At 64.4% G+C, this 24,582-nt stretch carries 29 protein-coding genes, 1 tRNA gene and 1 pseudogene; 19 read left to right on the top strand and 12 right to left on the bottom strand.

Going from position 1 to position 24,582, the window contains the following annotated elements:
* On the top strand, positions 1-278 hold a 278-nt coding region (gene avd, locus AB1411_16590), incomplete at its 5' end, for a diversity-generating retroelement protein Avd (protein ID MEW6545208.1).
* 48 nt (positions 279-326) lie between these two features.
* On the opposite strand, the gene AB1411_16585 is transcribed toward avd, so the two are convergent.
* A complete protein-coding gene (locus tag AB1411_16585) occupies positions 327-1,112 on the bottom strand; it encodes an IS1595 family transposase (protein MEW6545207.1) in 786 nt (261 codons plus the stop codon).
* A 353-nt stretch (positions 1,113-1,465) separates the two neighbouring features.
* Positions 1,466-1,603: a hypothetical protein gene (locus AB1411_16580; protein ID MEW6545206.1), complete on the bottom strand. Its 138-nt coding sequence runs from the start codon at positions 1,601-1,603 to the stop codon at positions 1,466-1,468.
* Positions 1,604-1,852: 249 nt separating this feature from the next.
* On the opposite strand from AB1411_16580, the gene AB1411_16575 reads away from it, so the two are divergent.
* The 10 genes from AB1411_16575 to AB1411_16530 all read left to right on the top strand — a co-directional run bounded on the left by AB1411_16575 (position 1,853) and on the right by AB1411_16530 (position 9,321).
* Entirely contained in the window at positions 1,853-3,370 is a 1,518-nt protein-coding gene (locus AB1411_16575) for a tetratricopeptide repeat protein (GenBank protein ID MEW6545205.1), read from the top strand.
* A gap of 63 nt (positions 3,371-3,433) precedes the next feature.
* Positions 3,434-5,203: an SUMF1/EgtB/PvdO family nonheme iron enzyme gene (locus AB1411_16570; GenBank protein MEW6545204.1), complete on the top strand. Its 1,770-nt coding sequence runs from the start codon at positions 3,434-3,436 to the stop codon at positions 5,201-5,203.
* A 766-nt stretch (positions 5,204-5,969) separates the two neighbouring features.
* Positions 5,970-6,185: a hypothetical protein gene (locus tag AB1411_16565; GenBank protein ID MEW6545203.1), complete on the top strand. Its 216-nt coding sequence runs from the start codon at positions 5,970-5,972 to the stop codon at positions 6,183-6,185.
* Complete coding sequence (locus AB1411_16560; protein MEW6545202.1) at positions 6,170-6,505, top strand: type II toxin-antitoxin system PemK/MazF family toxin; 336 nt, start codon at positions 6,170-6,172, stop codon at positions 6,503-6,505. The genes AB1411_16565 and AB1411_16560 overlap by 16 nt, the downstream gene beginning before the upstream one ends.
* A 978-nt stretch (positions 6,506-7,483) precedes the next feature.
* Positions 7,484-7,684: a hypothetical protein gene (locus tag AB1411_16555; GenBank protein MEW6545201.1), complete on the top strand. Its 201-nt coding sequence runs from the start codon at positions 7,484-7,486 to the stop codon at positions 7,682-7,684.
* Between the two features lie 76 nt (positions 7,685-7,760).
* Positions 7,761-7,883, top strand: a complete 123-nt coding sequence (locus tag AB1411_16550) for a hypothetical protein (protein ID MEW6545200.1) — start codon at positions 7,761-7,763, stop codon at positions 7,881-7,883.
* Between the two features lie 32 nt (positions 7,884-7,915).
* On the top strand, positions 7,916-8,251 hold the full coding sequence (locus AB1411_16545; protein MEW6545199.1) for a hypothetical protein: 336 nt from the start codon (positions 7,916-7,918) through the stop codon (positions 8,249-8,251).
* A gap of 160 nt (positions 8,252-8,411) precedes the next feature.
* A complete protein-coding gene (locus AB1411_16540) occupies positions 8,412-8,645 on the top strand; it encodes a hypothetical protein (GenBank protein ID MEW6545198.1) in 234 nt (77 codons plus the stop codon).
* 113 nt (positions 8,646-8,758) lie between these two features.
* Complete coding sequence (locus tag AB1411_16535) at positions 8,759-8,986, top strand: hypothetical protein (GenBank protein MEW6545197.1); 228 nt, start codon at positions 8,759-8,761, stop codon at positions 8,984-8,986.
* Complete coding sequence (locus AB1411_16530; GenBank protein MEW6545196.1) at positions 8,983-9,321, top strand: type II toxin-antitoxin system PemK/MazF family toxin; 339 nt, start codon at positions 8,983-8,985, stop codon at positions 9,319-9,321. Before AB1411_16535 ends, AB1411_16530 begins: the two co-directional genes overlap by 4 nt.
* A gap of 325 nt (positions 9,322-9,646) precedes the next feature.
* Here the strand turns inward: AB1411_16530 and AB1411_16525 are convergent, their stop codons facing one another.
* Positions 9,647-10,723, bottom strand: a complete 1,077-nt coding sequence (locus AB1411_16525; protein MEW6545195.1) for a hypothetical protein — start codon at positions 10,721-10,723, stop codon at positions 9,647-9,649.
* A gap of 437 nt (positions 10,724-11,160) precedes the next feature.
* On the opposite strand from AB1411_16525, the gene AB1411_16520 reads away from it, so the two are divergent.
* From AB1411_16520 to AB1411_16485, 8 genes are all read left to right on the top strand, one after another.
* Positions 11,161-11,415 (top strand): hypothetical protein, encoded by a 255-nt coding sequence (locus AB1411_16520; GenBank protein MEW6545194.1) that lies wholly within the window; start codon positions 11,161-11,163, stop codon positions 11,413-11,415.
* Positions 11,416-11,433: 18 nt separating this feature from the next.
* On the top strand, positions 11,434-11,886 hold the full coding sequence (locus AB1411_16515; GenBank protein MEW6545193.1) for a hypothetical protein: 453 nt from the start codon (positions 11,434-11,436) through the stop codon (positions 11,884-11,886).
* Between the two features lie 59 nt (positions 11,887-11,945).
* Positions 11,946-12,722 (top strand): hypothetical protein, encoded by a 777-nt coding sequence (locus AB1411_16510; protein MEW6545192.1) that lies wholly within the window; start codon positions 11,946-11,948, stop codon positions 12,720-12,722.
* Positions 12,707-13,348, top strand: a complete 642-nt coding sequence (locus AB1411_16505) for a hypothetical protein (GenBank protein ID MEW6545191.1) — start codon at positions 12,707-12,709, stop codon at positions 13,346-13,348. The genes AB1411_16510 and AB1411_16505 overlap by 16 nt, the downstream gene beginning before the upstream one ends.
* Before the next feature lie 137 nt (positions 13,349-13,485).
* Positions 13,486-13,719: a hypothetical protein gene (locus AB1411_16500; protein ID MEW6545190.1), complete on the top strand. Its 234-nt coding sequence runs from the start codon at positions 13,486-13,488 to the stop codon at positions 13,717-13,719.
* 234 nt (positions 13,720-13,953) lie between these two features.
* Complete coding sequence (locus AB1411_16495; GenBank protein MEW6545189.1) at positions 13,954-14,463, top strand: metal-dependent hydrolase; 510 nt, start codon at positions 13,954-13,956, stop codon at positions 14,461-14,463.
* 24 nt (positions 14,464-14,487) lie between these two features.
* A tRNA-Met gene (locus AB1411_16490) sits at positions 14,488-14,565 on the top strand.
* A gap of 69 nt (positions 14,566-14,634) precedes the next feature.
* Complete coding sequence (locus AB1411_16485; GenBank protein MEW6545188.1) at positions 14,635-14,958, top strand: hypothetical protein; 324 nt, start codon at positions 14,635-14,637, stop codon at positions 14,956-14,958.
* 534 nt (positions 14,959-15,492) lie between these two features.
* Here the strand turns inward: AB1411_16485 and AB1411_16480 are convergent.
* The 9 genes and pseudogenes from AB1411_16480 to AB1411_16440 form a co-directional block, all read right to left on the bottom strand.
* Positions 15,493-16,009 (bottom strand): annotated as a pseudogene (locus AB1411_16480) (DUF1156 domain-containing protein).
* A gap of 19 nt (positions 16,010-16,028) precedes the next feature.
* A complete protein-coding gene (locus tag AB1411_16475) occupies positions 16,029-16,598 on the bottom strand; it encodes a hypothetical protein (GenBank protein ID MEW6545187.1) in 570 nt (189 codons plus the stop codon).
* 89 nt (positions 16,599-16,687) lie between these two features.
* Positions 16,688-19,759 (bottom strand): type I restriction endonuclease subunit R, encoded by a 3,072-nt coding sequence (locus tag AB1411_16470; protein ID MEW6545186.1) that lies wholly within the window; start codon positions 19,757-19,759, stop codon positions 16,688-16,690.
* Positions 19,756-21,084, bottom strand: coding sequence for a restriction endonuclease subunit S (locus tag AB1411_16465; GenBank protein MEW6545185.1), 1,329 nt, complete (start codon positions 21,082-21,084; stop codon positions 19,756-19,758). The genes AB1411_16470 and AB1411_16465 overlap by 4 nt, the downstream gene beginning before the upstream one ends.
* Entirely contained in the window at positions 21,074-21,196 is a 123-nt protein-coding gene (locus tag AB1411_16460) for a hypothetical protein (GenBank protein ID MEW6545184.1), read from the bottom strand. Before AB1411_16460 ends, AB1411_16465 begins: the two co-directional genes overlap by 11 nt.
* On the bottom strand, positions 21,193-21,717 hold the full coding sequence (locus AB1411_16455; GenBank protein MEW6545183.1) for an ORF6N domain-containing protein: 525 nt from the start codon (positions 21,715-21,717) through the stop codon (positions 21,193-21,195). Before AB1411_16455 ends, AB1411_16460 begins: the two co-directional genes overlap by 4 nt.
* A complete protein-coding gene (locus AB1411_16450; protein MEW6545182.1) occupies positions 21,707-23,278 on the bottom strand; it encodes a class I SAM-dependent DNA methyltransferase in 1,572 nt (523 codons plus the stop codon). The genes AB1411_16455 and AB1411_16450 overlap by 11 nt, the downstream gene beginning before the upstream one ends.
* A gap of 4 nt (positions 23,279-23,282) precedes the next feature.
* A complete protein-coding gene (locus tag AB1411_16445; GenBank protein ID MEW6545181.1) occupies positions 23,283-23,543 on the bottom strand; it encodes a helix-turn-helix domain-containing protein in 261 nt (86 codons plus the stop codon).
* 172 nt (positions 23,544-23,715) lie between these two features.
* Positions 23,716-23,916: a hypothetical protein gene (locus AB1411_16440; GenBank protein MEW6545180.1), complete on the bottom strand. Its 201-nt coding sequence runs from the start codon at positions 23,914-23,916 to the stop codon at positions 23,716-23,718.
* Between the last annotated feature and the right edge of the window lie 666 nt (positions 23,917-24,582).

Here is a 24,582-nt window from a genome sequence, read left to right as displayed (position 1 = left end):
GAAAGTTCCCCCGCTCCCACCGCTTCATCCTCGGCGAACGGATCGAAACCGCGATCCTGACCGTGCTCATGCTGCTGGTGGAGGCCGCCTACACGCGGGACAAGATTCCGCTCCTCCAGCGGGCCAACCTGGAACTGGAGAAGTTGCAGTTCCTGGTCCGCCTCGGCAGGGATTTGGGCTTTACGAGCGTGAAGCAGTACGAGCATGCGGCCAAGGAGCTGGTCGGGTTGGGCCAGCAGGTCGGCGGTTGGCTCCGGCAACAGCGGGGCCGCGCGTGACGCCGGGCGGTTTATTTGCGAGGGTAAAGTCGCACTTTTACCACCAGCCTATACGTGTTTCTCTTGGAGCAACTTCAGCAGCCTAGTGACCTGCTGAGCCACCGAGAGTCGCCGATGGTTATAGCGCCAGACATAGTCGGCCAGGTACAGCGGCAAGCGTTCGCGGCGAATCCCGCCTTTGGCGGCCAACCGTCGCTTCAGGTAGCCCCAGACCCCCTCCAGGCCGTTGATATGCGTGCCGCGCCGGTTGCTGAACTCGCCTTGCCCATGCGCGACCAGGCGGTGGACATACCCCTTGGCGGCCACCCCGGTGTCACTCGTCCACGTATCCGAGCAGATCACCGACCCGCGCCGCACCCGCCGGCCAATCAACGGCAACAGCGTCTGGGCCTCCACATCGGGGACGACCTGCGCCCAGACTTGCCCGTCGCGGCACAGAATGCCAAACACCGGGGTCTTGGTCGTCCCGCGTCCGCGCTTGGTGCCTCGCGCCCGTTGCGGGCGCCGCTTGTTCCGCCACGCCCCCCCGACGTCCGTCTCGTCCACTTCGACCGTGCCGTGGAAGATCGGCGGGACCTCCCGCCGCAGCGCCTGGCGCAGGACGGTCAAGGCCCGCAACACCCGCTGCCGGTGCAGGCCGGTCTCGTCGGCCATGGCGGCGGCACTGAGCCCGCGGACGTGGCATCGCAACAGGGCGCTCCACTGATGCCGCGTCAGGCGCAGCGGCAACCCCGGTCGCCAATCGTACCGACAGCGAGCGCACCGCCGTCGATCGCCGCGAATGATCCAGGTTCTGGCGTGGCCGCATTTCGGACATCGATGCCGTCGCGTCATGCCTCCAGCCTACCCAATCAGGTGGCAAGAATGCGACTTTACCCTAGGACTAAATATGGAGAAAAGGCCTCCTGCAACATTTCTGTGCCGACGCTGCCCATTGTTGTCCAAGTCGGACTCTAACGTATGGCTTCCGCTGCGCCCAGGACGCGCGGTAAAAGCAACGCAGAACGCTGAACGATGAACGCTGAGTGCTGAGTGAGGACCATGCAGGCTGGTTTCGAGGATGGGCTCGTCGAAGGGGCTGATCCCAGGTGACGAGGCCGAGATTTAACGGTGCTGGTGGCTCAGATACCACCACATGCCCAGGACGAAGATCAGCGCCATGATCGCGAGCATCAGCAGTTCCATGCTCAGACCTCCTTGGACAGCACGATGGCGATGACGAGCAAGCTAAATCCTACGACGGCGACGCCGGCCACGACGAAGGGGCGAAGAGCAAACGCTTCGGATAGGATGGCCTGGAGCGCCGCGCCCACGAAGAGCGCCACGCCAAGCTTCTCGCAAATATCAGCCAGCCGTTTTCGCTGTCCGCGATCCACCCGCATTCAGGCTAGCATAGGCCGTAACCGCGCGCAAGGCGCGGGGGCGGGAGCGCACAGCTTCCGCTGCGTCCAGGATGCGCCGTAAAGGCATCGCAGAACGCTGAATGATGAACACTGAACAATGCAGAGTGGTGCCTGGGCCTGGGCCGGGACGACGGCTGACCAAGCACGAGGTGGCATGCTGTCTATGAGGACATGGTGAACGGGAGCGAGCACGGGGCTGCGGAAGAGATGACCACAATGGGCGCCGGATCTGTGAGCCGGATGGTACGTTGGCCACTCCGGGGCTTCTGGCTTCGTGGGGCCTTTGCCGCCCTGTTGATCGTCTCGGGGACGGACGTCGCTGCGCTGGAGGACGACGATCCCAAGCGGTGCGTCTATGAGCACGACCAAGCCCCCGACATCGGCGTGCAGGCCTGCTCCCGCTTGATCGAGTCGGGACGACTGAGCGACAAGACCCTCGCCTCGGTCTTCGACATGCGCGGCCATGCCTACGCGCTGAAGAAGCAGTACGACCTGGCAGTTGCGGATTACGACGAAGCGATCCGACTTGATCCCAACCTGGAGCGGGCGGTGTTCGGCCGGGGGAGCGCTTACTTCTACAAGCGGCAGTATGAGCGCGCGATCGCGGATTTCAGCCGCGCCATTCGGCTCAAGCCTGATAAGCCCGAGAGCTTTCACAACCGCGGCACGGCCTACTTCAACCTGGAGCAACTCGATCCCGCGATCGCGGATTTCGATCAGGCCCTGCGGCTTGCCCCGGACAAAGCCGATAGCTGGGCGTACCGCGGCAGGGCCTACTTCCACAAGAAGGACTATGATCGCGCAATCGCCGACTTGGACCAGGCCATCCGGCTCAACCCTAAGGATGCCGCGAGCCTGACCTTTCGGGGCAAGGCGTATTTCGGCAAAAAGGAACTCGAGCGCGCGAACGAGGATTTCACTCAGGCCATCCGGCTCGATCCGAAGCACGCCGACGCCTATGCTGGGCGCGCGGGCGTCTCTTATCGGAGGAACGACTACGACCAGGCGCTCCAGGACCTGGATGAAGCGATCCGGCTGAACCCCGAGGAGGCCTGGTACCTCTCCAAGCGCAGCCAGGTGCTCCGCAAGAAGGAGCAGCATGACGCGGCTCTTGAGGAAAAGAGTCGGGCCGCGGCGGCCCAGTCGGGCACGGAGGATCGGCACGGGATTCTGCCCACGGATTACTTCATCGCCGACGGGCCCTATGCGGGGACCAGTCTGTATGTCCACGTGGCGGAGATGAGGCAGCCGCCGGCAGCGGCTGCCGGCGGAGCGGCGCTGTTTCATCGTCTCACCGATGCCCGCGAGCTGCGCACGGCGCACTTCTGGGCCACGCGCCCGGCGAACGCCGCCGATCTCGCCGTCGGTTCGCCCGCCATCTGCTTCACGAGCAATGAAGCCGGGAACGTGTTCGATGCGCCGATGGATCAGCGGCATGCCCGCACCGGCGGCTGGTTGCTGGGCCAGGTGACGGACTTGTCGCACGTGGAGCACGGCCTGGTGGGCGTGGATCGCTTGAATTGCAGCCTGGCCGCGGTGCGCGTGCCGGCGGCGCGCGAGGCGAACCAGGCCGCCGGCGTGCGGGGGCATGCGGGCGGACAAGGGAACCATGAGGAGGATGAGGACACGCTGCACGAACATGCCGGCCATCGCCTGGCGCCGGCCCCGATAACGGACACGCTCAGATAGCAAACGCAGATGGCAAGAAGAGGACAGGCTGAATGACAACACCTGACGCAAGATGAGGCGGGCATGCAAACGCGTTTCCTGACGCTGGTTACGGTTGGAGTCGTGTCCTGTGTCCTATGCTCGTCTGCGCTGGCCGAGACGCGCGGGGTCAAGATTGACGGCAAGGCCGCCGCCGACTACGTGGCCGGGCAGACCGGCAAGTCCTGGGCGGTGGTGATCGGCATTGACCAGTACGAGAAGGTCCGGCGCCTCAAGTACGCGGTGGCCGATGCCCGGGCCGTGGCGGACGAGTTGGGGCGGCGCGGCTATCAGGTGGCGGCGCTGTACGATCAGCAGGCCACGCGCCGCAATATCCTGAAGGAATTGGGCGACAAGCTGGTGGACCGGGTGGGCGAGCCGGACCGGGTGGTCATTTACTATGCCGGACACGGGGAGACCAAGAAGTCGAAGGGCGGCAAGGAGATGGGCTACCTGCTGCCGGTGAACGGGGAGCAGGACGCGCTGGCCGAAACCGCGATCAGCATGGGACTCATCAAAGAACTGGCCGATGCCCTGCCGTCCAAACATGTCCTGTTTCTCGTGGACGTGTGCTATGGCGGGATCGCGGGCCAGCAGTTCCGCAGCACGCTGCCCCCCATGACCGAAGCGTACCTGAAGACGATCACGCGGGAGAAGGGCCGGCAGCTCATCACCGCCGGCGGGCCGGACCAGCAGGCGATGGAGGCGCCGGAATGGGGCCACAGCGTCTTCACCTATTATCTGCTGGAGGGGCTGCGCAAGGGACTGGCGGATCTGAACGACGATGGGATTGTCCCGGCCTCAGAACTGTACAGCTATCTGGAAAGTCGGGTCTTTTCCGCGGCGCAGTCGAAGGGGCACCGGCAGCGGCCGGAGCTGTGGAAGCTGGCGAACGAGCCGGGGGAATTCGTGTTCTTCGCGGCGGCGCGGCCCGCCGCCGTGCGTGCTGAGCCGAGACGACGCCCGGCGCCGGGGCCGGTCCCCGGTCCCAGCGCCGCGCTGACGCAGGCCGAGCAGGAGCTGCAAGCCTTGCAAGAGCAAGAGCGGGCACTGGAGGAGCAGGAGAAGCAAGCGGCCTTGCAGCGGCAGATTGAGGAAAAGATGCGGCAGCTTGAAGAGCGAAAAAAGAAGATCGAGTTGGCCAAGGCCTACGACCTGCCCAAGCAGACCGGGCGGGAGCTCACCGGGAGAGACGGGGCGCCGATGCTCCTGGTGCCGGACGGGGAGTTCCTCTACGGCGACAGCAACCAGCGGCTCTCGCTGCCGGCCTTCTACATGGACAAGTACGAAGTCAGCACGGCGCAGTACGCCAAGTTCATGGCGGAAAGCGGCCGGGCCGCGCCGGTGTACTGGGAGACTTCCGTGCCGGTCAGCTACGGACAGAAGCCGGTCGTGGGCGTCACCTGGTATGACGCGGACGCCTATTGCCGTCATTACGGCAAGCGGCTGCCGACGGAGCAGGAATGGGAGAAGGCGGCGCGAGGCACAGATGGACGGGAGTACCCGTGGGGGGACGAAGCGCCGACGAGCCGACATGCGAACTACGGCAAGTCCTGCGGCGGCTTCTTTTCGTGTGAACCCTATCGCAAGGTGCTTCAGTCGGTTGGGAACTACGAGGCGGGCAAAAGCCCCTACGGGATCTACGACTTGGCGGGCAATGTCTGGGAGTGGACCAGTTCGGACGACAATAGTCGCGCCAAGGTCCTCCGTGGCGGGTCGTGGGACGACGACGCGTTCGACATCCGATCCGCGATCCGGCGCGGCGTCGTCCTGATGCCCGGCAGCGTCGGCTTCCGGTGCGCGAAGACTCCCTGAGCCCTTGGACGCTTGAACCCTTGAGTCCTTGGTCTTCGATTTTGAAAATACCGCCCCTTCGTAAGGGGAGGCCAGGTGAGTCGAACTCATGCCCTCCGCGAAGCGAGGCGCGCCGGACTTCCTGCCCCTGAAGCGCCGACTCCGAAGAGCGCACCACCCTGATCCCGGACCGGCCACCCCCTCCCATCCCTCCCCTTGATAAGGGGAGGATAGGTGGGGTAGGGGCCAGGTGCCGGCCCGGGACCGGGGCCTGCACGCGGCTGACGAGCCTCTGGGAAGGTGCCGGATGAGCCGATGGTCCGCCTGATGACGAAGTTTCTACGGGTATCTCTGGCGAAGCCCGAGTGATGGCGGGCCGCTGGGGAAAGCGGCGGCGCTGCGGCAGGCCCAACTGGATGTGATGAAAGAGAACCGGGCGAAGTACGGTGGCGACAGCCGGCCGAACGACTGGGGCGCCTGGGTGCTGTCGGGCGACTGGCGGTAACAGCAGGAACGCTGAGTGATGAATGCGGAATGATGAACGTAAGGCTTTGCGAATCGTTGTGCATTCATCGTGTCGTTAGGCCGGCCCGGTTCGACGAGGCTCACCGCAGGCAGTTCGACGAGCTCACTACAGGCGGGACCGGGGCGCCGGCTCTGGAGGTGCGCAGGGCTGCCCCGTCAGCCAACGAGGAAGCGCCCTTGACAGACCCTCCTGGATCGGATAACCTATCCTACCAACTATCCTACCCATAAACAGGTTGAAGCTGTGAAGGAAAAACTCTCCGTGACGGTGGACCGACCGCTGGTGCGCTTCCTGGATTCGCTTCCCGGCCAATCACGCTCCGAAAAGTTAGAGCGGGTGCTCCGGCGTTTTCAGGAAGCGTCCGAGGACCTCGCCCTGCGGCGGGCTCTGGCCAAGCACAAGGAGCCCGAGGATGAACAACGTGCCCACGCGGCCCTGCGGGACCTGATGGAGGAGGCGATGTGGAGGGAGGAATAAAGCGTGGCGAGATCTGGACCGTTGTCCCGCCAAGGCACCCCAAACCACGTCCGGTTCTGGTCGTCAGCATCAACGCCGTGAATGAATCTGCCTGGCCGGATGTCCTGGTCATTCCGCTCACCTCTGTCCCGAGTCCGCTCCGCGTGCCCCTTCCAGAAGAACCAGAGCAGACTGGTCTGCGCACCGCCAGCTATGCCAAGTGCGAGTCGGTCGGGCCGCTGGAGAAGTCCCGTCTCAAAAAGCGGATCGGGACGCTTCCTCCCGAGGCCTGGGCCTCGATTGAGGAAGGAATCCGGCGGGTCCTTGGTCTCCGAGCTTGACGTCCATTCTCTGCTGTGCCAATGATACCCGCCCACGGTCAGAATCCGCATCTGGGGCGCCCATTGCTCTTTTTCAATGCCATGGGCCGTGGGAAGGCCCGGAGTGTGTCATGCGGGCGTCCAGACCGATCCCCGGCTCATCCCGCTGTTGAGGCGGGAAGCCGAAGAGCGCACCGACCTGATCCCGGACCGGCCCGTGCCCGAGCACTGGCCAGTTGCCGGCCCGGGACCGGGGCCTGCCAGGAGACGTTTGCAATGAGATGTGGGAGATTGCCCCCCCATGGGGTCGGCAGGAGAAGAGCCTGGCCCGATTGCTCTGTCAAGACCGACGCTGGTTGTCCACAAATCACCGATTTGAGATGTCCCCTGTTCACCGATGAGATGGTCCGGTCGTTTGGGGGAGGCCGACGCCGCGCCTGGCCCCTCCTCCTCGGCGGGCAGGGCCGGCCGACGCCGACCGAGGGTCGCGGAAATTCGGCGAATGATCCGCAATGTGGCGAAGAACATGCCGGCCCAAGGCGGAACATGGCGTAGAGCCAGCCACACACCTCTGAGCCGATCGACTCCGTCATCAGGCTGAAGGTGCCGCACGTCATCGGACGGTCGTAATATACGGATAGATCGGTGTCAATGCGGTAGGCTCCATGGGAGCCGAACCACGTCGTCGTCCCCGATGACTTCCGCCACGCGAGCCAATGGCCGTCCGTGTAGACCGCGCCGGCATGGCATCCGAATCGTAGGAAAGTCGAATCCTGCCCATCGCCAAGCCGACGAAATGCCTTTCACGCGCTCGTGTCGAGGGCCAGGCAGTGGCTGCCGTCCGCGAACGGCACGGTTTCGGACATCCTCAACGGCCTCACGCTTCAGCTGCGCGGCTGGATCGAAGAAGACTGATGACGACGCGCCGAATTCGCTGCCATACACGCAGATCGAATCCCTCGCCGCGCTCGACAAGTTCGCAGGGTCCTCCGCTTCTACATGAACCCATCGACTGTCGCGATCGGCGGCCAGTTTCAGGCCATGCGGGATCACAAGGACGTGATCGTCGGAACGTGGTGGGACGTGGGCATGATGCAACTCCGGTTCGACGGCCACGGCCGGATGGGAGTCCGGTTTGACACGCCGGATCTCGCCATGAAACTCGCCGAGACGCTCGTCGTCACGGGAAAAGAGTCCTGAACGAACGGAACGCCAATGTCCTCATGGAGGTCCGACACACATGAAGAAGCGGTTTGTGATTCCGTACTAGTACACGATGGCCGGCAGTCTGATCGTCGAAGCCACGATAAAGATGGCCGCGCTGAACCAGGCCTTCCCGGGCCTCCTCGTCACGGTGTACTGGCGCGAGACCCGCTTGGATTCCCCTCATGGGATCTGAGACGCATGAAACCATAGCAAGGAGAGACATCGATGAAGAGACCCCCGCAGCGTCTGCCATGCCCGATCGTGGAGTGGCAGGCAAAATCGCCCTATAAGACCTGGGGACTCCATGTCACCGTTCTGAACGCTCGTCAACCGGCCTGGTTCGAGGAGTTTCGCCAAGCCGGATGGACCATCACGGTGAGTCCCTATAGCGTGGACCAGTGCGCCCAAGAGGCCATGATCCACAAGCCTGGCACCGATCTGTTTAGCGGATGGACGAAGGTGGAAGCCGCTCGCTTCCTGGCCGAGGCCGAGCGGATCCTCCGGAAGCACGGCCTAACCAAGGTGCCCAATCGCCGGTTGACGCCGGCGGACTTGTTATAAGCAGGGATGGCTGAACGACAAGCCCCGGAAGGCGTGATGATTGCCAACGTCTATCATCACGGTAGGCATGCACGCCTGACCTGTCACCACACCGCCAGCCACGTGCGGAAGAAGAGGACGTGGTGGCTGGAGAGGCCACGTCGGCGGAACAGGAGGGACGATGAGCAAGACTGAACTGATCACACATCTCAGCAACATGGCCAAGCGGTTGGACCTGCCGGACGATGCCCTGGACAGCCTGGTGCACGACATGAAAAGCCAGGAGGCCTCTGCCATCAACAATGAGGGAATCGAGGGGCAGTTGGACTACCTGATCGAATCGGCAGGGGGAGCCAGCGAGCAGACGAGACGCGGGATCGAGGATCAGCTGAGGAACACCTTCGCGCACAGTTGACCGCGAGAGAACGAAACACCCTGGGGTCCTGCAACCTCAGGGCGTTTCGTAGGCTTGAGAATCTCCTTGTTCCAGGCTAGAATACAGCATATACCTGTATTCGGGAGGTTCTCATGACTGTCCGGCTCAACATCACGATGGAGGAAAAGGTGTACCAACGGTTGAAGCGGGAAGTCCCACCCAAGAAAATGAGCGCGTTTATCACGAACGCTGTTCGAGCGAAGCTGGGTCCTGATCGGAAGACCCTGGATGCCGCGTACCGGGCAGCTCGCAAGGAATCTTGGAGGGAGACCCTCGCCGACGAATGGGAGCGGACCGAGACCGAGGGATGGCCTGCATGAAGCGAGCGCCCCAACGTGGGGATATCTACTGGGTCGCCCTGGATCCAACGCTCGGTTCGGAAATCAAGAAAACCAGGCCGGCCGTGATCGTCTCCAACAATTCCTGTAACGCCTACGGGGCTCGTGTCGTGGTCTTGCCCATCACCAGCAACGTAGACTCTCTCTATCCCGGGGAGGCAATGATCACGGTCGCCGGGAAGCCGGCCAGGGTGCTAGGGGATCAGATTCGATCAGTGGACAAGGCCCGCCTCTGCTCTCGAATCGACACCTTGAAAGCCGAAGAACTGGCCGCTGTCGAGGATGCGGTTCGCATCACCCTTGAGCTGCCCGGGTAGGCCGATCAATACTTCCTGAGAACGCAACCGCACGCTGAAACGCAACGCCCTGGGGTGTTACACCCCAGGGCGTTTTTTTATGACGCGGGACCGAAAAGATGACATTCCGTTGCTGGTGGCGCCATCTTCTGGCGCAGTTCAACACGCTCAAGGGAAACACGGTGCTGGGGCTGGAGCCTGCGGCCCTCCGTCCGGCATCAGCCCCGCCGACGAGATCGATTGGTATGAAACGCACCTCATCCAGAAAGCGCTCAAGCGCGTTGACGCAGTTATTGGGGGGCACGTCGCGGTCGCAACGACCACCCCCGCCGGCATCCATCAATGTCTAGCGACAGGCAACCCTGGCCACCACAGCCTGGTTGACCCATCCAATCTGCCCCTTTGAGGTCTTGACTTCGACGAACGGTGGAGAGTGTTCGCCGGTACCCCGCAAGATGCCCGTTGCCTCCACGATGATCGGCGCCTTTGACGCGGGCGCCCCCCGGACATTCGCCCATTTCCCGGCCGGCGCATAGCAGATCACAGCCTTTGGTGGCGTGGAAACAGGCTGACGGGAAGCCGGAACCCGAGGTGCGGACGGCTGCACGGTTGGCCCCTTCGCGGGTGCCGTCGCTGCGGACATCATTGCCGGAGGGGGCTGGTCCATGGCCTCGGGCTTGCGCGCCTCCGCTTGCGCCAGTCCTGGCTGTGTCAGCGTGTCTGATCCAAGCGGGCTGGAGGGCATCGCTTGAACGGATGGAGCAAGGACCGCTTCTCGATCCGCTGGGGACCGCGCGGAGTCCGGAGCCTGCAGGGAAGGCGGGCGGGCCGAGGACGACGGAGACGACGCGAGTCCTGTTGATCTCACCGCAGAGGGTAGCCCAGGTGCCCCCGCGACCTTCTCACGGGTTGGCGTGGTTTGTTTGGAAGAAGCGGTGCGGGGAGGCTCCCCAGCGACAAGATCATTCGGTGGAGCCTTCGGCTCGCCCACGACCGGCCCTGTCGCCGCTGCGGGCTGAGCCGGCTGAGCGTTCTTCGTCTTCCCGTTGAGATCCTCAAAACGAGCGACCTTAAGATCGCGCGTGTAGTGCACGCGAATCTTCCGATCTGCGTCGGTCATGATGCCTTTCTCCACTGGATACGTGATGAGTTCTGCCAGGCCCAGCGTGAAGACATCGGCGACCGTGTAAAGGAACGCCCGGACGTACTTCCACCCGCTGGCTCCTTCCTGGAACCGAAAGACGTCGTACGTGGGTTCGCTCGAGATCGGCGCGCCAAGCTCGGCGCGCACCTCATCTCGATCGGCGCCCGCCTCCAGGACCCGCCAATCCTTTTGGGCTGGCTGGTTAATCGCGGCGGACACCGCGCACCCCGAACACACGATCAGTGCGACCGCCAACATCAGGAATCTAGACAGGACCATCGCCTCTCCTCCTTGCTTCTTCGGTCCGGAAGCCTACCCCGGTCTGCCGGCGAACAACGGACGGATCCAGCCAGGCAACCGGGGTCGGTATCGCTATCGTGATAACTATAATAGCTATGATAGCAGTTGTCAAGCCATGCCTGAGCGGATACGGGTCACAGCTGAGACGTGTGCGCTGGAATTGCGGGAGCCCGTGCGGCGACCCTGCTCGTCTCTCTCCTGGACGATGATGGTGAGAGAAACCTGTGGAAGATCTGAGACTTACGCGGAGTTGTCGCGCGAACGGCATGGACGGCCGTCGATCTGAGCCGGTGAGGCCTCAAGGAGGTCAGGGGGGGCGGCGCGGCTGTAATACGTCAATAGGCAGTTCGTCAACTCCGCCGGTGTCGGGGTGTGGTCCATCGGGTTGGGAGAGAGGCGCGGGAAGGAGGGAGGCAATGAACGGCGAGACTCACCTGAAGATCAAGGCGTCGTGGGGGCCCATGCTCGTGAGGGTCTGGGCGGGCGTCCTCATGGGGTTGCTCCTGACGATCGTCCTGCTGCACGCCATGCCGCATGAGGCGGCCTGGGTGGCGACGGCCGGCGGCGTGATCGTGGGGCTGCTCATGATCGGGCGGTGGATCCGGCAGCGATGCCGTCGGGCCGCGGAACAGGAGGTCCGACCGGAGCCGGAAGCCCAGTCCGCGGAGTAACCACGAAAGGAGATCGTGATGGGACAGACGGCCGACCGCAATGACGTGATGATCGCCGGGATCGTGCAGTGGATCGGGGACCGAGAAGTTCGGAACGGGCAGCCGCCGAGCCAGCAGTACGGCATCCTGTGCGTGAAGCCCGCGCAGGCGCGAGGAGACCGAGGGGAGTCCGTCCGGATCCCGATCCTGGTCTACGGCGATCCGCTGGCCGTCCAGAAGGGCGATCGCATCCTCGTCCAGGGCCGGCTGGCCTGGCATGTTGACGAACGGAACGGGCTTCGGATGGGCTGCCATGTCGTCCGGGGTGAAGAGGTCAGGATACTAGCCCGGGCAGAGCCGGATCAGCCGGGCAGAGCCCCGGCTGCGCACGGGAACGGGCGCCGGCCCCCTACCCGTGGTCCGGGACGGTTTGCGCAGCACCGGCCTCATCATGGGCACGGAACCGGCGGACCGTGGCGGGGACGGCCGTGAAGCGGTTCGCAAGACAGCCGGACACGCGGGTGTGCGTGCCGCGGCACGGTGGAGGACCCATGGACCTCTGGCTCGAGATGGCCGAGGCCCGCACGTACGAGGATCTGATACAGGTCTTCGACCGTCGTGCCGGCAGGGCGAAGCCGGTGTCTCTCGCGCTCGAACGGCTGGTGTCCGGCGCCATTCCAGGCTGGCCGGCCATTGCGCTGAGGCATCTCTCACACTATCAAGAATTCCTCCACAAATGGCTGGACGGGACGCTCGCGGAAGACGACCTGACACGGGCGCTCTGGTGGGCAGGGGAGCGTCCGGAGCGCCGCCTCCGGGCGCTGGGGCGCTTGCTGCTGGAGCCGGCGCCCTTCAGCCTGGATGCGTGGCTCATCGGCGAACGCGCGCGTCGCAAGCACCAACCGTTTGAGGAATGCTACCGCCAGGTTCTCCGTCTCATCATGCAGGAGCGGGCCGGGACGTTACGTTGGCGGCCGAAGCGCTGCGCCCACTGTGGCCGCATCTACTTGCCCGACCGAGCCAGTCAGCAGTATTGCCGGCCGCTGTGTCGCACCCGGGCGTTCCGTGGGGTTCCCCCCACGGAGGGGGGCGTCAACCCTTCGGGACGCCGTCCCATCGGGTTCCGGCTCCGCCCGCTCCGCATGGCCCGGCTGCCGGAGATCTCCGCATCTCCTCCCCGTCCGAACGCCCGCGTCCGGCCCGGCTCCTTGAGCCGCGCAATCGCGGGGGCTGCCGCCCGGCGCGGGAGAGAAGGCCGGACGAGCAGCGAGACGGCGGTGGCCTGTTGGCCGGACGGGAGGACATTCATGTCATGGGGGAGGCAGTGAACATGGGAGGAGACACGCCACAACGGCCGATTCCCTCTCTCCAACTCGACCCCGGCGATCACGCCTTTTGCGGCGAGCTCCACGCACTGTGGCGCCGGTACTTCGGGCTCCAAGCGACCGGACGGTGGGCCTGGGCATCATGCGGGCTCGGGGCCTTCTACGGCATCGGACTGATCGCCTGGGGACGGGCCTGGGCCGATGGGGAATGGCAGCAGCCTGTTCACCCGCTTGAGCCCTGGAGCGTCTTGCTGGCGCTGGTGGGCCTGACGGTGGGGAGTAGCGCCGGAACGGCCTACGCGGGGTGGCTCTGGACCACAAGCGCGAGACGCTCGACGACCTGGACGTTCCGGGTCCTCTGGCGGATGGAAGCCTCGGTGATCCTGGCGGGGATCTGGACCATCGCCGGGCTGGTCCTCACGGGCCTGGTCGTTCGTCTCGCGTGGCGCCTCGGGATACCTGGGGCGGAGGGGTGGTCGGGGGCCCTACGCCACGCGATCCAGGTGATCGATCCTGCATTCGCTCGACACCTCGTGTCCTGGTTGTTGGTGTGGGAAATGCTGGTCTCGCTACGGATCGGTCACGCGCTCTACGCGGACCGCAACGGCGAGCGCCACGGGCTGCCGTGAGCAAATGGCGTCTCAGGGGACCGGAGAGGAGCGCAGCGAGTGCCGCAGGGGTGGTCCGTAAGAGACGGATCGGAAGCGGCGGCGGATACCCGCCGTGGCACATACGGTCGGGAGGGAACATGACCGAGGAGCATCAGATGTTTGAAGAGGAACTGCGCTGGGACAATCTGCTCGTCGCCTGGAGGAAGAGGGAAACGTGTGCCGTGACGGACCGGCGTCGGCGGTGCGAGGTGATCATCGCGGAATGCCAGGTCCGGGAACGGCGGCTCCACCGCGTCGATGGGTTCGCCCTGTTCATGAAAGGGGAGGCGGAAGACCTGTTGTGCGTCCTCGGAGGACCGCGGACCACGACACTGGCGGGAAGTTCCTGAATCAGAGCCAGTCCCTCATGCTCATGGCCGCTGCCGCGGCCCCGTGAGTGATCGCGTCGTCACCTGTCCCAAGACCTCCCAAGACCTGTTGACGGGAGTGGATCGCGGAAGGCGATGGGGGCGGCCGATCGGCGTGATTGCCCCGGGCAGGGACCGCGGCTGGCGCTGATCGTCCAGGACCCGCACCGGACGTAGGGGGGGCTGTTCTGGCCACCCAAGGGGAATATCCGAATCATGAGCGGCAAGACTCACGCCGCGGTCGCGGCAGCCGTGGGCGTCTGGACGGGAGGGATGTCGGCGCCGGCCTGGACCCTTGCGGTGGTCCTTGGTGGGATGCTCCCGGACGTCGATGAGCCCTGGTCAGCGATCGGCCGGCGGCTGTGGTGGCTGGCGTGGCCGCTCAAGCTCCTCGTGGGGCACCGGACACTCTCGCATTCCATCCTGGGCGTGATCGGCGCCGGCACGGTCATCTGGTTCATTGGCCTGCACCATGGCTGGACGAGAGAAATTCCTCTTGGGATCATGCTGGGCATGCTGATTCATATCCTGTTGGATGCCCTCTCCGGGTCTGTCATGGTGTGGTGGCCGCGGCCGACACGCGTGAGTGTGGCCCGGTGGCCGGTCTTCGGATGGCAAGATCGGATCCTCTGCGGCCTGGCCGGGTTCGCGGCCATCGTGGGGCTGGGTTTGGCGGGGCATCAGGACCTCGGCTCGACGCTCTCCGGACTGCTCGCTCGGCCGTAATATGAGGAAGAGAGGGAGGAGTGGAGCGGGGTAGAGCAGCACGGTCAGCTCGTCAGTCTCATGCGCTGAAGGTCGGAGGTTCGAGTCCTTCCCCCGCTTCCACCCCCGGCCGGCCGATGACGGGTGGAAACTCCAATGTCCCAATCTTGCAAGACGAGAGGGAGCGAGACGGTGGGGGAACAGCCCGCGACTGAAGAAACCCGCGGCGAAGTGGTCATGATGGTCGTGACGCGGTGTTCCCTGGGCCACGATGCCTGGCTACACACCTGGCTCAAGCCCGACTTGCAGCCTGGTGAGGTGGCTCGGGTGTCCTTCCGAGACCTGACCCAGTTGATCCGGGTTCGGCGGTGCGCCCAGAACTGTACCGGGCATTTTCTGATCGTCTGCCCGGCGTGTCAATCGCGCCAAGAACGCCTGTTGATCCGAACGGTCAGCGGCGTCCGCTGTCTGGACTGCATCGAGAAACGTCCAGTGCTGCCGATGGCCGCGGGCTAGGAGAGGACGATGTCGCTCGAATGCGAGGGCCTGACCGTGATCCTCGCCGTCCTGATGACCCTCGCGGTGGTGGGTGATCAGGCCTTCACGGAATCACCACCACCCAAGGAGGAACACACCGCATGACCAGGAATCCCCAGGAAACCGCCTCGGCACCGCACATCAACGGCCGCCCAGCCACGTACGATCCGCCGTCTCCTCTGCTTCGCAGGTTGCGTTCTTCCTACCGATGCCCCGAGTGTGGGGTCCGGCTCACACGGGTCTATCAGATCTGTCCCCATGGCTGCCATTTGTCCGAAACGGAACGCAACCTGTTGGAGCAGATCCTCTGTCGTACGGATCGAGGGTCTTCCTAGACTGTGAGGACAGGTCCATCCCACACCGCATCCGAAATCTGGAGACCCCGAGGGTTCACGGTCTCGCCATCGGATGGGTCCCCGAATGTATCGGTCTACTAACGGCCAGGCCGCCCCAGGTCGCCTCGCCCTTCGCGTTCTTCGGTCCGGTCATGCCCCGCGCGCTCGGGTCGGGCTTCCCATATTTCTGCGGAACGACGAGCGTGCAGAGCTCGATGATGTGGGCGACGGGGTTGAGGTCGAGAGCGTAGGCCTCGCACCCCAGGCGCAACGCCTCGAGCGGAATCGCGCCGTCCGCCCGCGAACATGTCCAGCATCTTGGGCTTCGGCGCGCGCCCCTCGACGATGTCCTCGACGGTAACCGGCTTGCCGGTCTCCGTAGAGAGCCGTTGCGCGTGGGCCTCAAGTATGTGCTTCTGCGCCTCCGCGATGGCCTGCGGCGAGCCCGGGTACTGGCACAGCCGCTCAACGAACTTCGCCGCGTTGGCTCGGGTCAGGCTGTCACGCTTCTCCTCGGGCCCGTTCGCCGGACGGAAGCGACTCGCGGGGACAAGTGCCCCGTACACCGCCACACGACAGGCCACGAGGGGACGCCGCGCCCACCAGAGGTGCAGCGTCGAGATGTGCCCCTTGCGCACTGACTTCTCCCGCGAGGCCTCGGCGCTGATGGCCTCGATGGGCAAGTAATCCTCGATGAGCGCTTGTCGTTGTCGGTCACGGCTGGTTCCTTCCTCGGCGGCGGGTCGTTCGAGCCGAGCCCGTGCCGAGCCGCTCGCCGGGTCGTGCCGGCGATGTCCCCTTTCTGTCCCCTTTGACGTCCCGTTTCCCCGCGAGCACGTAGTGGGTGCCGCGCCCCGTCGTGCCGACTCGCACCAGGACTCGCTTGGCGACGAGGTCATCAAAGTCTCGCGTGGCCGTCTTCTTCGGGACTTTCGCAAGGCGCTGGTACTCGGCGTTGCTGATCCGACCGGTGGTTTTCACCCGGGCGACTGCGCCGCGCTGGCGGGCGTTGAGGTCCATCCGCGCGAGAACCTCCTCGGTGAGCCAGTCGCGCCACACCACGGCGCGGAACTCCGAGTCACGCGGCTCGAAGTCCGGCGGCGGCAGCCCCGCCGCCGCGCTCTCCTCGATCATCATCAGCGTGCCGGTGCCGTACTTTTCGATGTAGCGCAGCAGATCCTTCTCCACGCGAAACAGACCATCTCGCGCCCGCTCGATCCTGTGCTCGACGGCGGTCTCATGCAGCTCACGGATTCTCTCTTTGGACAAGTCCTTGGGCGGCAAGATCTCGCCTCCACGGACGCGAAAGCCCTGTGCCCTAAGAGACCGAATAATCCGATCCCGAAGATGCGCCCGGCCTTCCGTAATCTGCTTCATGCCACCCAGTCCTTGCACAAGACTTCTGCCTGCTGTAAGACAGTCTGCGTGGCCTTCTCCTGTTTGTCCGGCGGGTAACCGTACTTCTTGAGAATCCGTTTGACCAGTACACGCAACTTAGCGCGCACGCTCTCCTTCACCGTCCAGTCGATGGTGACGTTGCTGCGCACGGTCTGGACGAGCTCCCGGGCGATTGTTCGGAGCGTCTCGTCGCCCAGCACCTTGACCGCGCTGTCGTTGGTCTCCAGGGCGTCGTAGAAGGCGATCTCCTCCTCGGAGAGGCCGAGTGCCTCGCCCCGGCGATCCGCTTCGCGTATCTCCTTGGCGAGTGCGATCAGCTCCTCGATCACTTGGGCGGTCTCGATGGCCCGGTTCTGGTAGGCGCGGATGGACTTCTCCAGCATCTCGGCGAAGGATCGTGACTGCACCAAGTTCTTCCGGGAACGCGTCCTGATCTCCTCGTTCAGCAGCTTGCGCAGGAGCTCGACGGCGAGATTCCGTTGAGGCAGGCCGCGCACCTCGGCCAGGAACTCCTCGGAGAGGATGGAGATGTCCGGTTTCTGGAGACCGGCCGCGGCGAACACGTCGATGACCCGGTCGGACGCCACGGCTTGGGAAACGAGCTGCCGGATCGCGTGATCGAGGTCCTCCTCCGGTTTCGGACTGGGCGCACCGGACTTGGCGAGCGCGGCGCGGACCGCCTGGAAGAAAGCCACGTCGTCGCGGATCTCCAAAGCCTTCTCATGCGGGACCGATAGGGCGAAGGCTTGCGAAAGTTCCGTGACAGCCTTGAGCAGACGGGCCTTGCCGTCTTCCTGCGCCAGGATGTGTTCCTGGGCGGGGGGAAGAAGCCCCAAGCGTTGGGCCGGCGAACCCTTCGCCCAGACCGACCAGTCGAAGCCATGGAGGAGGCCGCAGCAGACTTCGTACTTCTCCAACATGACGGCGACCGCCTCTTCCTGATTGACCGCCGTCTCGCCCTTGCCCCCGCTCTCGGTGTAGTTCGCCAGCGCCTTGCGGAGGTGGTCGGCAAGCCCGAGATAGTCCACCACGAGGCCGCCCGGCTTGTCCCGGAAGACACGGTTCACCCTGGCAATGGCCTGCATCAGGCCATGGCCCCGCATGGGCTTGTCCACGTACATCGTGTGGAGGCAGGGCGCGTCGAAACCCGTGAGCCACATGTCGCGCACGATCACGAGCTTCATCGGATCGGCGTGGTCCTTGAAGCGCTTGGCCAGCGCCTCCCTCCTGGGCTTGTTTCGGATGTGAGGCTGCCATTCCAGGCGGTCCGAGGCCGAGCCCGTCATCACGACCTTGATGACTCCCGCCGCGTCGTCGCCATCGTGCCACTGGGGCCGGAGCGCGACGATGGCGTTGTAAAGCTCCACGCAGATCCGGCGGCTCATGCATACGATCATGGCCTTGCCGTCCATGGCCTCGAGGCGGTGCTCGAAGTGATTGACGATGTCCTGGGCGATCAGCCGGATGCGCTTCTCCGTTCCAACGACGGCTTCAAGGGCCGCCCACTTCGTCTTGAGCTTCTCCTTGTGCGCTTCCTCCTCGCCCTCGGTGATCTCCTCGAACTCCTCGTCCAGTCGCGGTTTCTCCGCCTCCTTCAGCTCCAACTTGGCGAGCCGGCTCTCGTAGTAGATGGGAACGGTCGCGCCGTCCTGCACCGCCCTCTGGATGTCGTAGATGCTGATATAGTCGCCGAACACGGCCCGCGTGTTCTTGTCCGTCAGCTCGATGGGCGTTCCCGTGAATCCGATGAAGGAGGCGTTCGGCAGGGCGTCGCGCATGTGGCGCGCAAAGCCGTCGATGAAATCGTACTGGCTCCGGTGCGCCTCGTCGGCGATGACCACCACGTTCAGCCGGTCCGAGAGCTTGGGGAAGGTGTCGCCCTTCTGCTCTGGCAAGAACTTCTGGATGGTCGTGAAGACGACTCCGCCAGCCGCCACCTGGAGGAGCTCGCGTAGGTGGGCGCGGTCCCGCGCCTGGACCGGCTTCTGGCGAAGAAGCTCATGGCAGCGGGCGAAGGTCCCGAAGAGCTGGTCATCAAGGTCGTTGCGATCCGTTAGGACGACAAGCGTCGGGTTCTCCATCGCGGGGTGGAGGATGATCCGTCCCGCGTAGAAAGCCATCGTCAGGCTCTTGCCCGAGCCCTGGGTGTGCCACACGACGCCACAGCGTCTGCTGCCCCCGGAGCGCGAGGCGTCAACCGTGGCCTCGACCGCCACCAACACGGCGTGGAACTGGTGATAGCCCGCGAGCTTCTTGGTCAGCACGCCGCCCGCTTCCTCTTCGAAGACGACGAAGTGGCGGGCGAAGTGGAGGAACCGCCACCGGTCGAGGACACCCTTGATGAGCACCTCAAGCTGCGGCATGGAAGTAGGGGCCAACTCCTCGCCTTCAATCGTCCGCCAAGGCAGGAACCACTCCCGGTTCGCGGTAAGTGATCCGATCCGCGCTTCCAGTCCGTCGGAGATGACCAGCAGCTCATTGAACGCGAAAAGCGAAGGGATCTGCTGCTTGTAGGTCTGGAGCTGGTTGAACGCCGTCCAGATCGTTGCATTCTCGTCGGCCGGGTTCTTGAGCTCGATCACGCCGAGTGGAAGGCCGTTCAGGAACAGGACAATGTCCGGGCGGCGCGTGTGCTGGCCTTCCTGCACGGTGAACTGGTTCACCGCCACCCAGTCGTTGTTGTCGGGGTTCTCGAAGTCGATCAGCCGCGCCTTGTCGTGGACGACCCGTCCGTCGGCTTGGTACTCGACGTCCACGCCGTCCACCAGCATACGATGGAGAGCGCGATTCCCTTGGATCAGCGAGGGCGAGTCGATGCGAGACACCTTGCGGAAGGCATCCTCGATGGCTTGCGCCGGCATGGTCGGATTCAGCCGCACGATCGCGTCCCGCAACCGCCCGGCCAGGATCACCTCCCGGTACGACTCTCGCTCGGCCGCCGGCTCGCCGGGGGCGATTTCGGGACCGTGGAGAATCGCGTAGCCCAGTCCCTCCAGCCACGAGAGGGCGGCGCTTTCGACTTCGGATTCGGTCAGCACCGCGCTCATACGGCCGCCTCCACGAACTTCTCGGCGTCCCTCACCCGCAGCTCACCGGAGATGAGTCTGGGCAGCAGCGCGTCGCGTAGGGCGGCAAGTGTTCTGGATTCGTGGATGGATGTAATGATCCGCTCTACGGCAGGGCGAATCATTACCGTAAAGGCACCTGCGACTTGCTCTGACGGAATCACAAGCGGGTACCGCGCCATCTCGTTCCAGCTCGTACGAGGCATCTTCGTGCCCGTTGACCCCGCATTCGTGTACTCAACGAACGCGTCGCTCGAGACGTTCCCCAACACAAAGCCGAAGCAGGCTTCATCCCGCGGGGCGATCACGACGATGTCGGTCGAGCAAACTCCATCCACCGGCGCGACGCCAACCTTATGAAAGTAGGGGCGCAGCTTCCCGAATAAGACTTCGCCGCGCCTGAACACGAATTTGTTGCTCACGACGCCATCGGCTGTTCCCCATTCTGACAGGGTGATCCTGCGGCCCGGCATGTGTTCGAGAGCGATGTATGGAGTGGACGGCTCGATCTCGTCTGGCACGACCCCGCGGCGCTGGTGCACTGCCACTTCGCCAAGCGTCCCGTCCCGCCAACCTGCCGGAATCTCGCCGAGTTCCGAATCCACCATCCGGTCGGGGAAGATGTCGTAGAGGTGCGCGGGCAGGCCTGGGAGGGACTTGCCGCGCTTCCAGCGGCCCTCAGCCTTGGCGCGGACGGGGTCGAAGTCCACGAACCACGATTTGAAGAGCGCACGTGCCATCGCCTCCAGCGTCTCGCTCATCCGCCGAAGGCATTCGATCTTGTCGTCTAGGGTACCGAGCATGTAGGCGATGGCACGCTGTTCCCTGATGTCTTCCGGCGCCAGCACCTCGAAAGACTCGATCATGCCCTTGGTAAGAGCGTTGCGAGTGCCGCCTGAGCCTGCCCACGAAAGCAATTTCGACTGCATCTCGGCGGACACCAGAAAGTACCGCAAGAAACGGGGATGAAGCTTGCTCGGGTCAGGACGAATGATCGCGACATGCTGGTTGACCCGCGCTGGAAGGACACTCCGGGGCACTTGGCAGGCGCGAGCTACAGAGTCACCCGTGATGTTCAACAGAACGTCGTCTTCGAGTACTTCGACGTTCACCAGTTCGGCGGCATGATCCTCGCCGATGTAGGCGAGGCCGTCGCGATGGAACCCATCGTTGTAGACGTTCTGGCTTCGAATCAGTGTGTAGGGCCCGGCTTCGAGGTAAACGTCGGCGCCGCCTCGCGGCGTCGCACCGCTTCCGATCTTGGTGCAAACCTTGCCGAGCACGATCGGCTTCCACTCACCCGCCATACCCCAGCTCCTTCAGGTTGGCGGCGATGGCGGCGTCCAGCTTCGCGGCCTCGGCCTGCTGCGTCCGAAAGCGTCCGGTCGCGCAGTTCTTCCTGCCTGCCCTCGGATTCATCTCTCCCGCCCCGTATGGAATCCGATCCGCGGGCGCGGCTCCTCCGGGGGCTCCATCAGCTCGCGGATCGCATCGAATACGCCCTTGAACTGCGCGTCGTAGCGCCTTTCGAGTTCATCCAGCCGCCGTGCCAACTCGCGGTGCGACGCCAGGATTCGCCGCAATCGAACGAAGGCCCGCATGATCTCGATGTTGACGCGGATCGCCCGAGGGCTCCTCAAGACGCTCGAGAGCATCGCCACCCCCTGCTCCGTGAAGGCGTAGGGCCGGGCGCGGCGGAGACCGCCCCAACTTGAAATCACAATTTGTGATTTCAAGTTCGCGAACTCGGAGGCGTTGAGCTGGAACATGAAATCCGAAGGGAAACGCTCCAGATTGCGCTTGACCGCCTGGACCAGGGCCCGCGGTTCGACCCCATAGAGTTCAGCCAAGTGCACGCTGAGCATCACCTTGTGGCCCCGAAGCCGGAAAATCCGGCCTTCAATCCGTTCCACCGGCACGATTGAAGCCCTACGGGCCATACCCCAACTCCCTCAGGTTGGCGGCGATGGCGGCGTCCAGCTTCGCGGCCTCAGCCTGCTGCTGGCGCAATGTGGCCGTGAGCCGCTTCATCTTCTCCTCGAACGGCTCGCCGTCGTCCTCGACCTGCGCCGCTCCGACGTACCGACCCGGGGTCAGGACGTGACCGTGCTTGCGGATCTCCTCCAGCGTCGCGCTCTTGCAGAATCCGGGAACGTCGGCGTACTTCTGCTTCGAGTTCTTGTCCCTGCGCCAGGCGTGATAGGTGTCGGCGATCTTTCGGATGTCCTCATCGGTCAACTCGCGGTGAACGCGGTCGATCATGGTGCCGAGCTTGCGGGCATCGATGAAGAGCACCTCGCCTCGCCGGTCGCGGAACCGGCCGTTCCGTTTATCCCGGGCGATGAACCAGAGGCATACGGGGATCTGCGTCGAGTAAAAGAGCTGGCCCGGCAGGGCGATCATGCAATCCACCAAGTCGGCCTCCACAATGGCCTTGCGGATCTCGCCTTCTCCGCTTGTGGCCGTGGACATGCTGCCGTTGGCCAGCACGAACCCGGCGAGCCCGGTAGGGCTCAGGTGGTGGATGAAGTGCTGCACCCACGCGAAGTTCGCGTTGCCCACCGGGGGCACACCGAACTTCCAACGCTTGTCTTCCCGCAGGCGCTCGCCTCCCCAGTCGCTGGAGTTGAACGGGGGATTGGCGAGGATATAGTCGGCCTTGAGGTCCGGGTGCAGGTCGCGGTGGAAGCTGTCGGCGTGCTCGGGGCCGAGGTTGGCGTCGATGCCCCGGATGGCGAGGTTCATCTTGGCCAGGCGCCACGTGGTGGGGTTGGATTCCTGACCGTAGACGCTGATGTCCCCGACCTTGCCGCCGCGCTCCTCGATGAACTTCTCGCTCTGGACGAACATGCCGCCGGACCCACAGCAGGGGTCGTAGACCCGACCCCTGTACGGGGCGAGCATCTCGACGAGAACCCGGACGACACAGCGGGGCGTATAGAACTGACCACCCTTTTTCCCCTCGGCACTGGCGAACTGCGCGAGGAAGTACTCATACACCCGGCCGAGGATGTCCTTGGAACGGTTCTCCCTGTCTCCCAAGCCGATGGTGCCGATAAGGTCGATGAGCTCGCCGAGACGTTGTTTGTCAAGCGCGGGACGGGCGTAGTCCTTGGGCAGCACGCCCTTCAGGCCCTTGTTGTCGCGCTCGATGGCGACCATTGCGTCGTCAATCAACTTGCCGATGGTGGGCTGCTTGGCGTTGGCCTGAAGGTGGGCCCAACGGGCGGGCTTCGGCACCCAAAAGATGTTGAACGCGCGGTACTCGTCGGGGTCTTCCGGGTCCGCGCCGCTCTTCCTATCGGCGGCGAGCTTGGCGCGGTGCTCCTCGAAGGCGTCGGAGATGTACTTGAGGAAGATCAGGCCGAGGACGACGTGCTTGTACTCGGCAGCGTCCATGTTGTTGCGGAGCTTATCCGCCGCCTGCCAGAGCTTCGCCTCGAAACCAAGCGTGGCCCCGTTTCCGTTCTGGCGGTTGTTCGCCTTTGCTTTACGGGCCATCGCGCTACCTCTTCCTCTTCTTCAGGTTTGATTCCCGACGCGGTGCCTTCGAGCCTGCTTCCTCGGCGGGTGCCGGGCTGCCGGAGTCGTCTCCTCCACGCGCCTGCACCCACTCGTCCACCTCCGAGAGCTTGAACCGAAGGAGGCGGCCCACCCGGTGTGCCGGAAAGCCCTTGGAATCGATCCACCGGTAGATCGACTCCTTGGCCACCCTGAGGTGGGCAGCCACGTCCTCCGCACCGACCCAGCCTTCTTCAGGAGCCATTCGCGCAAGCACCTCGTCGAGACGATGAGCGTCCATTCGCGTCCATGAGATTTCACGAAAGTATACGAAAATCACGCCGCCCTTGTCAAAAAACCGTTCGGGCCGTTCGGGCAGTAGTGGCTCCTGCCGAAGAAAGGCCCGGTCAGCGTGCGACCGGGCCTGGTGATGAGGGTTAGGCGTTGAGGACGGCGCGGAGGCGGTTCGAGAGGGTGCCGCCCTTGTTCCCGATCTCCTCCTTGGGACCGAGGTGCTTCTCGGTGTACTGGTAGACGGCCTTGTTGATCGACTCCTTGAGGGCGGCGAGGGGGGTCACCTCCTCGGTCTTGGGCTGGCCCTTGACCATCACGCGGACGCCCTTGTCGGTCTTCTCCACGAGGAAGGAGACCTTCGCGGAGACGTTCGCGCTCCGGCCGCCCTCGTACTCGCACGCGACGCCCGCCGTGCGGCAGGCCTCCCGGTAGGGAGCGAGCGCGGTCCGGTAGGCGTCCTTCGCCTCGGCGACCGCCGCCCGGGCCTTCTCGGCCAGCGCCTTGGCCTCGGCCTGGCCTTCTCCAGCCCGCCCTTCGCCGCCTCGACTGGCTTGCGCAGGGCGTCGAGCTCGGCCTGCGAGACCTTCGGCTCCGCAGCCTTCTCGGCCTTGGGGGCCTTCGCCTTCTTCGCCTCGGCCTCCGCCTTCGGGGCCTTACCGCTTGCGGCCCTTCCGTTCTTGCCCTTCTTCTTTGCCATGGGTTCGTGCTCCTTTCGTCTTCGGTTTCCGGCCGGCCTCCGGCACCTTGCCGAAGGTCACCTGTTCCGCCACGCCCCGCAGCTGGCACTCCCGGCAGAGGCGACCCTTCACTGCCTCCAGCAACGCGGCCGTTCGCTCAAGCGAGCCCGCCAGCCCGTGGAGGTCCTCGTGGTCCGAGGCCCCGGTGTAAGCTCCCCCCAATTTGAGACAAGTCAGAAGGAGAACGTTCTGGCACAATAGCCCCCCTAGCCAGGAGGTTCCCATGCGTCAGTCGAAGTTCACCGAGACCCAGATCGTGGCCATGCTCAAAGA

Source organism: Nitrospirota bacterium (assembly GCA_040757595.1).
GTDB lineage: Bacteria > Nitrospirota > Nitrospiria > Nitrospirales > Nitrospiraceae > JBFLWP01.
The sequence above is the reverse complement of the archived record's forward strand: the minus strand, read 5'-3'. Positions and strand labels throughout refer to the sequence as shown.

Excerpts from the sequence above, each read along its gene's own strand:
- AB1411_16585 (MEW6545207.1), bottom strand. The coding sequence starts at position 1,112 with ATGACGCGACGGCATCGATGTCCGAAATGCGGCCACGCCAGAACCTGG.
- AB1411_16575 (MEW6545205.1), top strand. The coding sequence starts at position 1,853 with ATGGTGAACGGGAGCGAGCACGGGGCTGCGGAAGAGATGACCACAATG.
- AB1411_16570 (MEW6545204.1), top strand. The coding sequence starts at position 3,434 with ATGCAAACGCGTTTCCTGACGCTGGTTACGGTTGGAGTCGTGTCCTGT.
- AB1411_16555 (MEW6545201.1), top strand. The coding sequence starts at position 7,484 with ATGAACCCATCGACTGTCGCGATCGGCGGCCAGTTTCAGGCCATGCGG.
- AB1411_16550 (MEW6545200.1), top strand. The coding sequence starts at position 7,761 with ATGGCCGGCAGTCTGATCGTCGAAGCCACGATAAAGATGGCCGCGCTG.
- AB1411_16545 (MEW6545199.1), top strand. The coding sequence starts at position 7,916 with ATGAAGAGACCCCCGCAGCGTCTGCCATGCCCGATCGTGGAGTGGCAG.
- AB1411_16540 (MEW6545198.1), top strand. The coding sequence starts at position 8,412 with ATGAGCAAGACTGAACTGATCACACATCTCAGCAACATGGCCAAGCGG.
- AB1411_16535 (MEW6545197.1), top strand. The coding sequence starts at position 8,759 with ATGACTGTCCGGCTCAACATCACGATGGAGGAAAAGGTGTACCAACGG.
- AB1411_16530 (MEW6545196.1), top strand. The coding sequence starts at position 8,983 with ATGAAGCGAGCGCCCCAACGTGGGGATATCTACTGGGTCGCCCTGGAT.
- AB1411_16525 (MEW6545195.1), bottom strand. The coding sequence starts at position 10,723 with ATGGTCCTGTCTAGATTCCTGATGTTGGCGGTCGCACTGATCGTGTGT.
- AB1411_16520 (MEW6545194.1), top strand. The coding sequence starts at position 11,161 with ATGAACGGCGAGACTCACCTGAAGATCAAGGCGTCGTGGGGGCCCATG.
- AB1411_16515 (MEW6545193.1), top strand. The coding sequence starts at position 11,434 with ATGGGACAGACGGCCGACCGCAATGACGTGATGATCGCCGGGATCGTG.
- AB1411_16510 (MEW6545192.1), top strand. The coding sequence starts at position 11,946 with ATGGACCTCTGGCTCGAGATGGCCGAGGCCCGCACGTACGAGGATCTG.
- AB1411_16505 (MEW6545191.1), top strand. The coding sequence starts at position 12,707 with ATGGGGGAGGCAGTGAACATGGGAGGAGACACGCCACAACGGCCGATT.
- AB1411_16500 (MEW6545190.1), top strand. The coding sequence starts at position 13,486 with ATGTTTGAAGAGGAACTGCGCTGGGACAATCTGCTCGTCGCCTGGAGG.
- AB1411_16495 (MEW6545189.1), top strand. The coding sequence starts at position 13,954 with ATGAGCGGCAAGACTCACGCCGCGGTCGCGGCAGCCGTGGGCGTCTGG.
- AB1411_16470 (MEW6545186.1), bottom strand. The coding sequence starts at position 19,759 with ATGAGCGCGGTGCTGACCGAATCCGAAGTCGAAAGCGCCGCCCTCTCG.
- AB1411_16465 (MEW6545185.1), bottom strand. The coding sequence starts at position 21,084 with ATGGCGGGTGAGTGGAAGCCGATCGTGCTCGGCAAGGTTTGCACCAAG.
- AB1411_16460 (MEW6545184.1), bottom strand. The coding sequence starts at position 21,196 with ATGAATCCGAGGGCAGGCAGGAAGAACTGCGCGACCGGACGCTTTCGG.
- AB1411_16455 (MEW6545183.1), bottom strand. The coding sequence starts at position 21,717 with ATGGCCCGTAGGGCTTCAATCGTGCCGGTGGAACGGATTGAAGGCCGG.
- AB1411_16450 (MEW6545182.1), bottom strand. The coding sequence starts at position 23,278 with ATGGCCCGTAAAGCAAAGGCGAACAACCGCCAGAACGGAAACGGGGCC.
- AB1411_16445 (MEW6545181.1), bottom strand. The coding sequence starts at position 23,543 with ATGGCTCCTGAAGAAGGCTGGGTCGGTGCGGAGGACGTGGCTGCCCAC.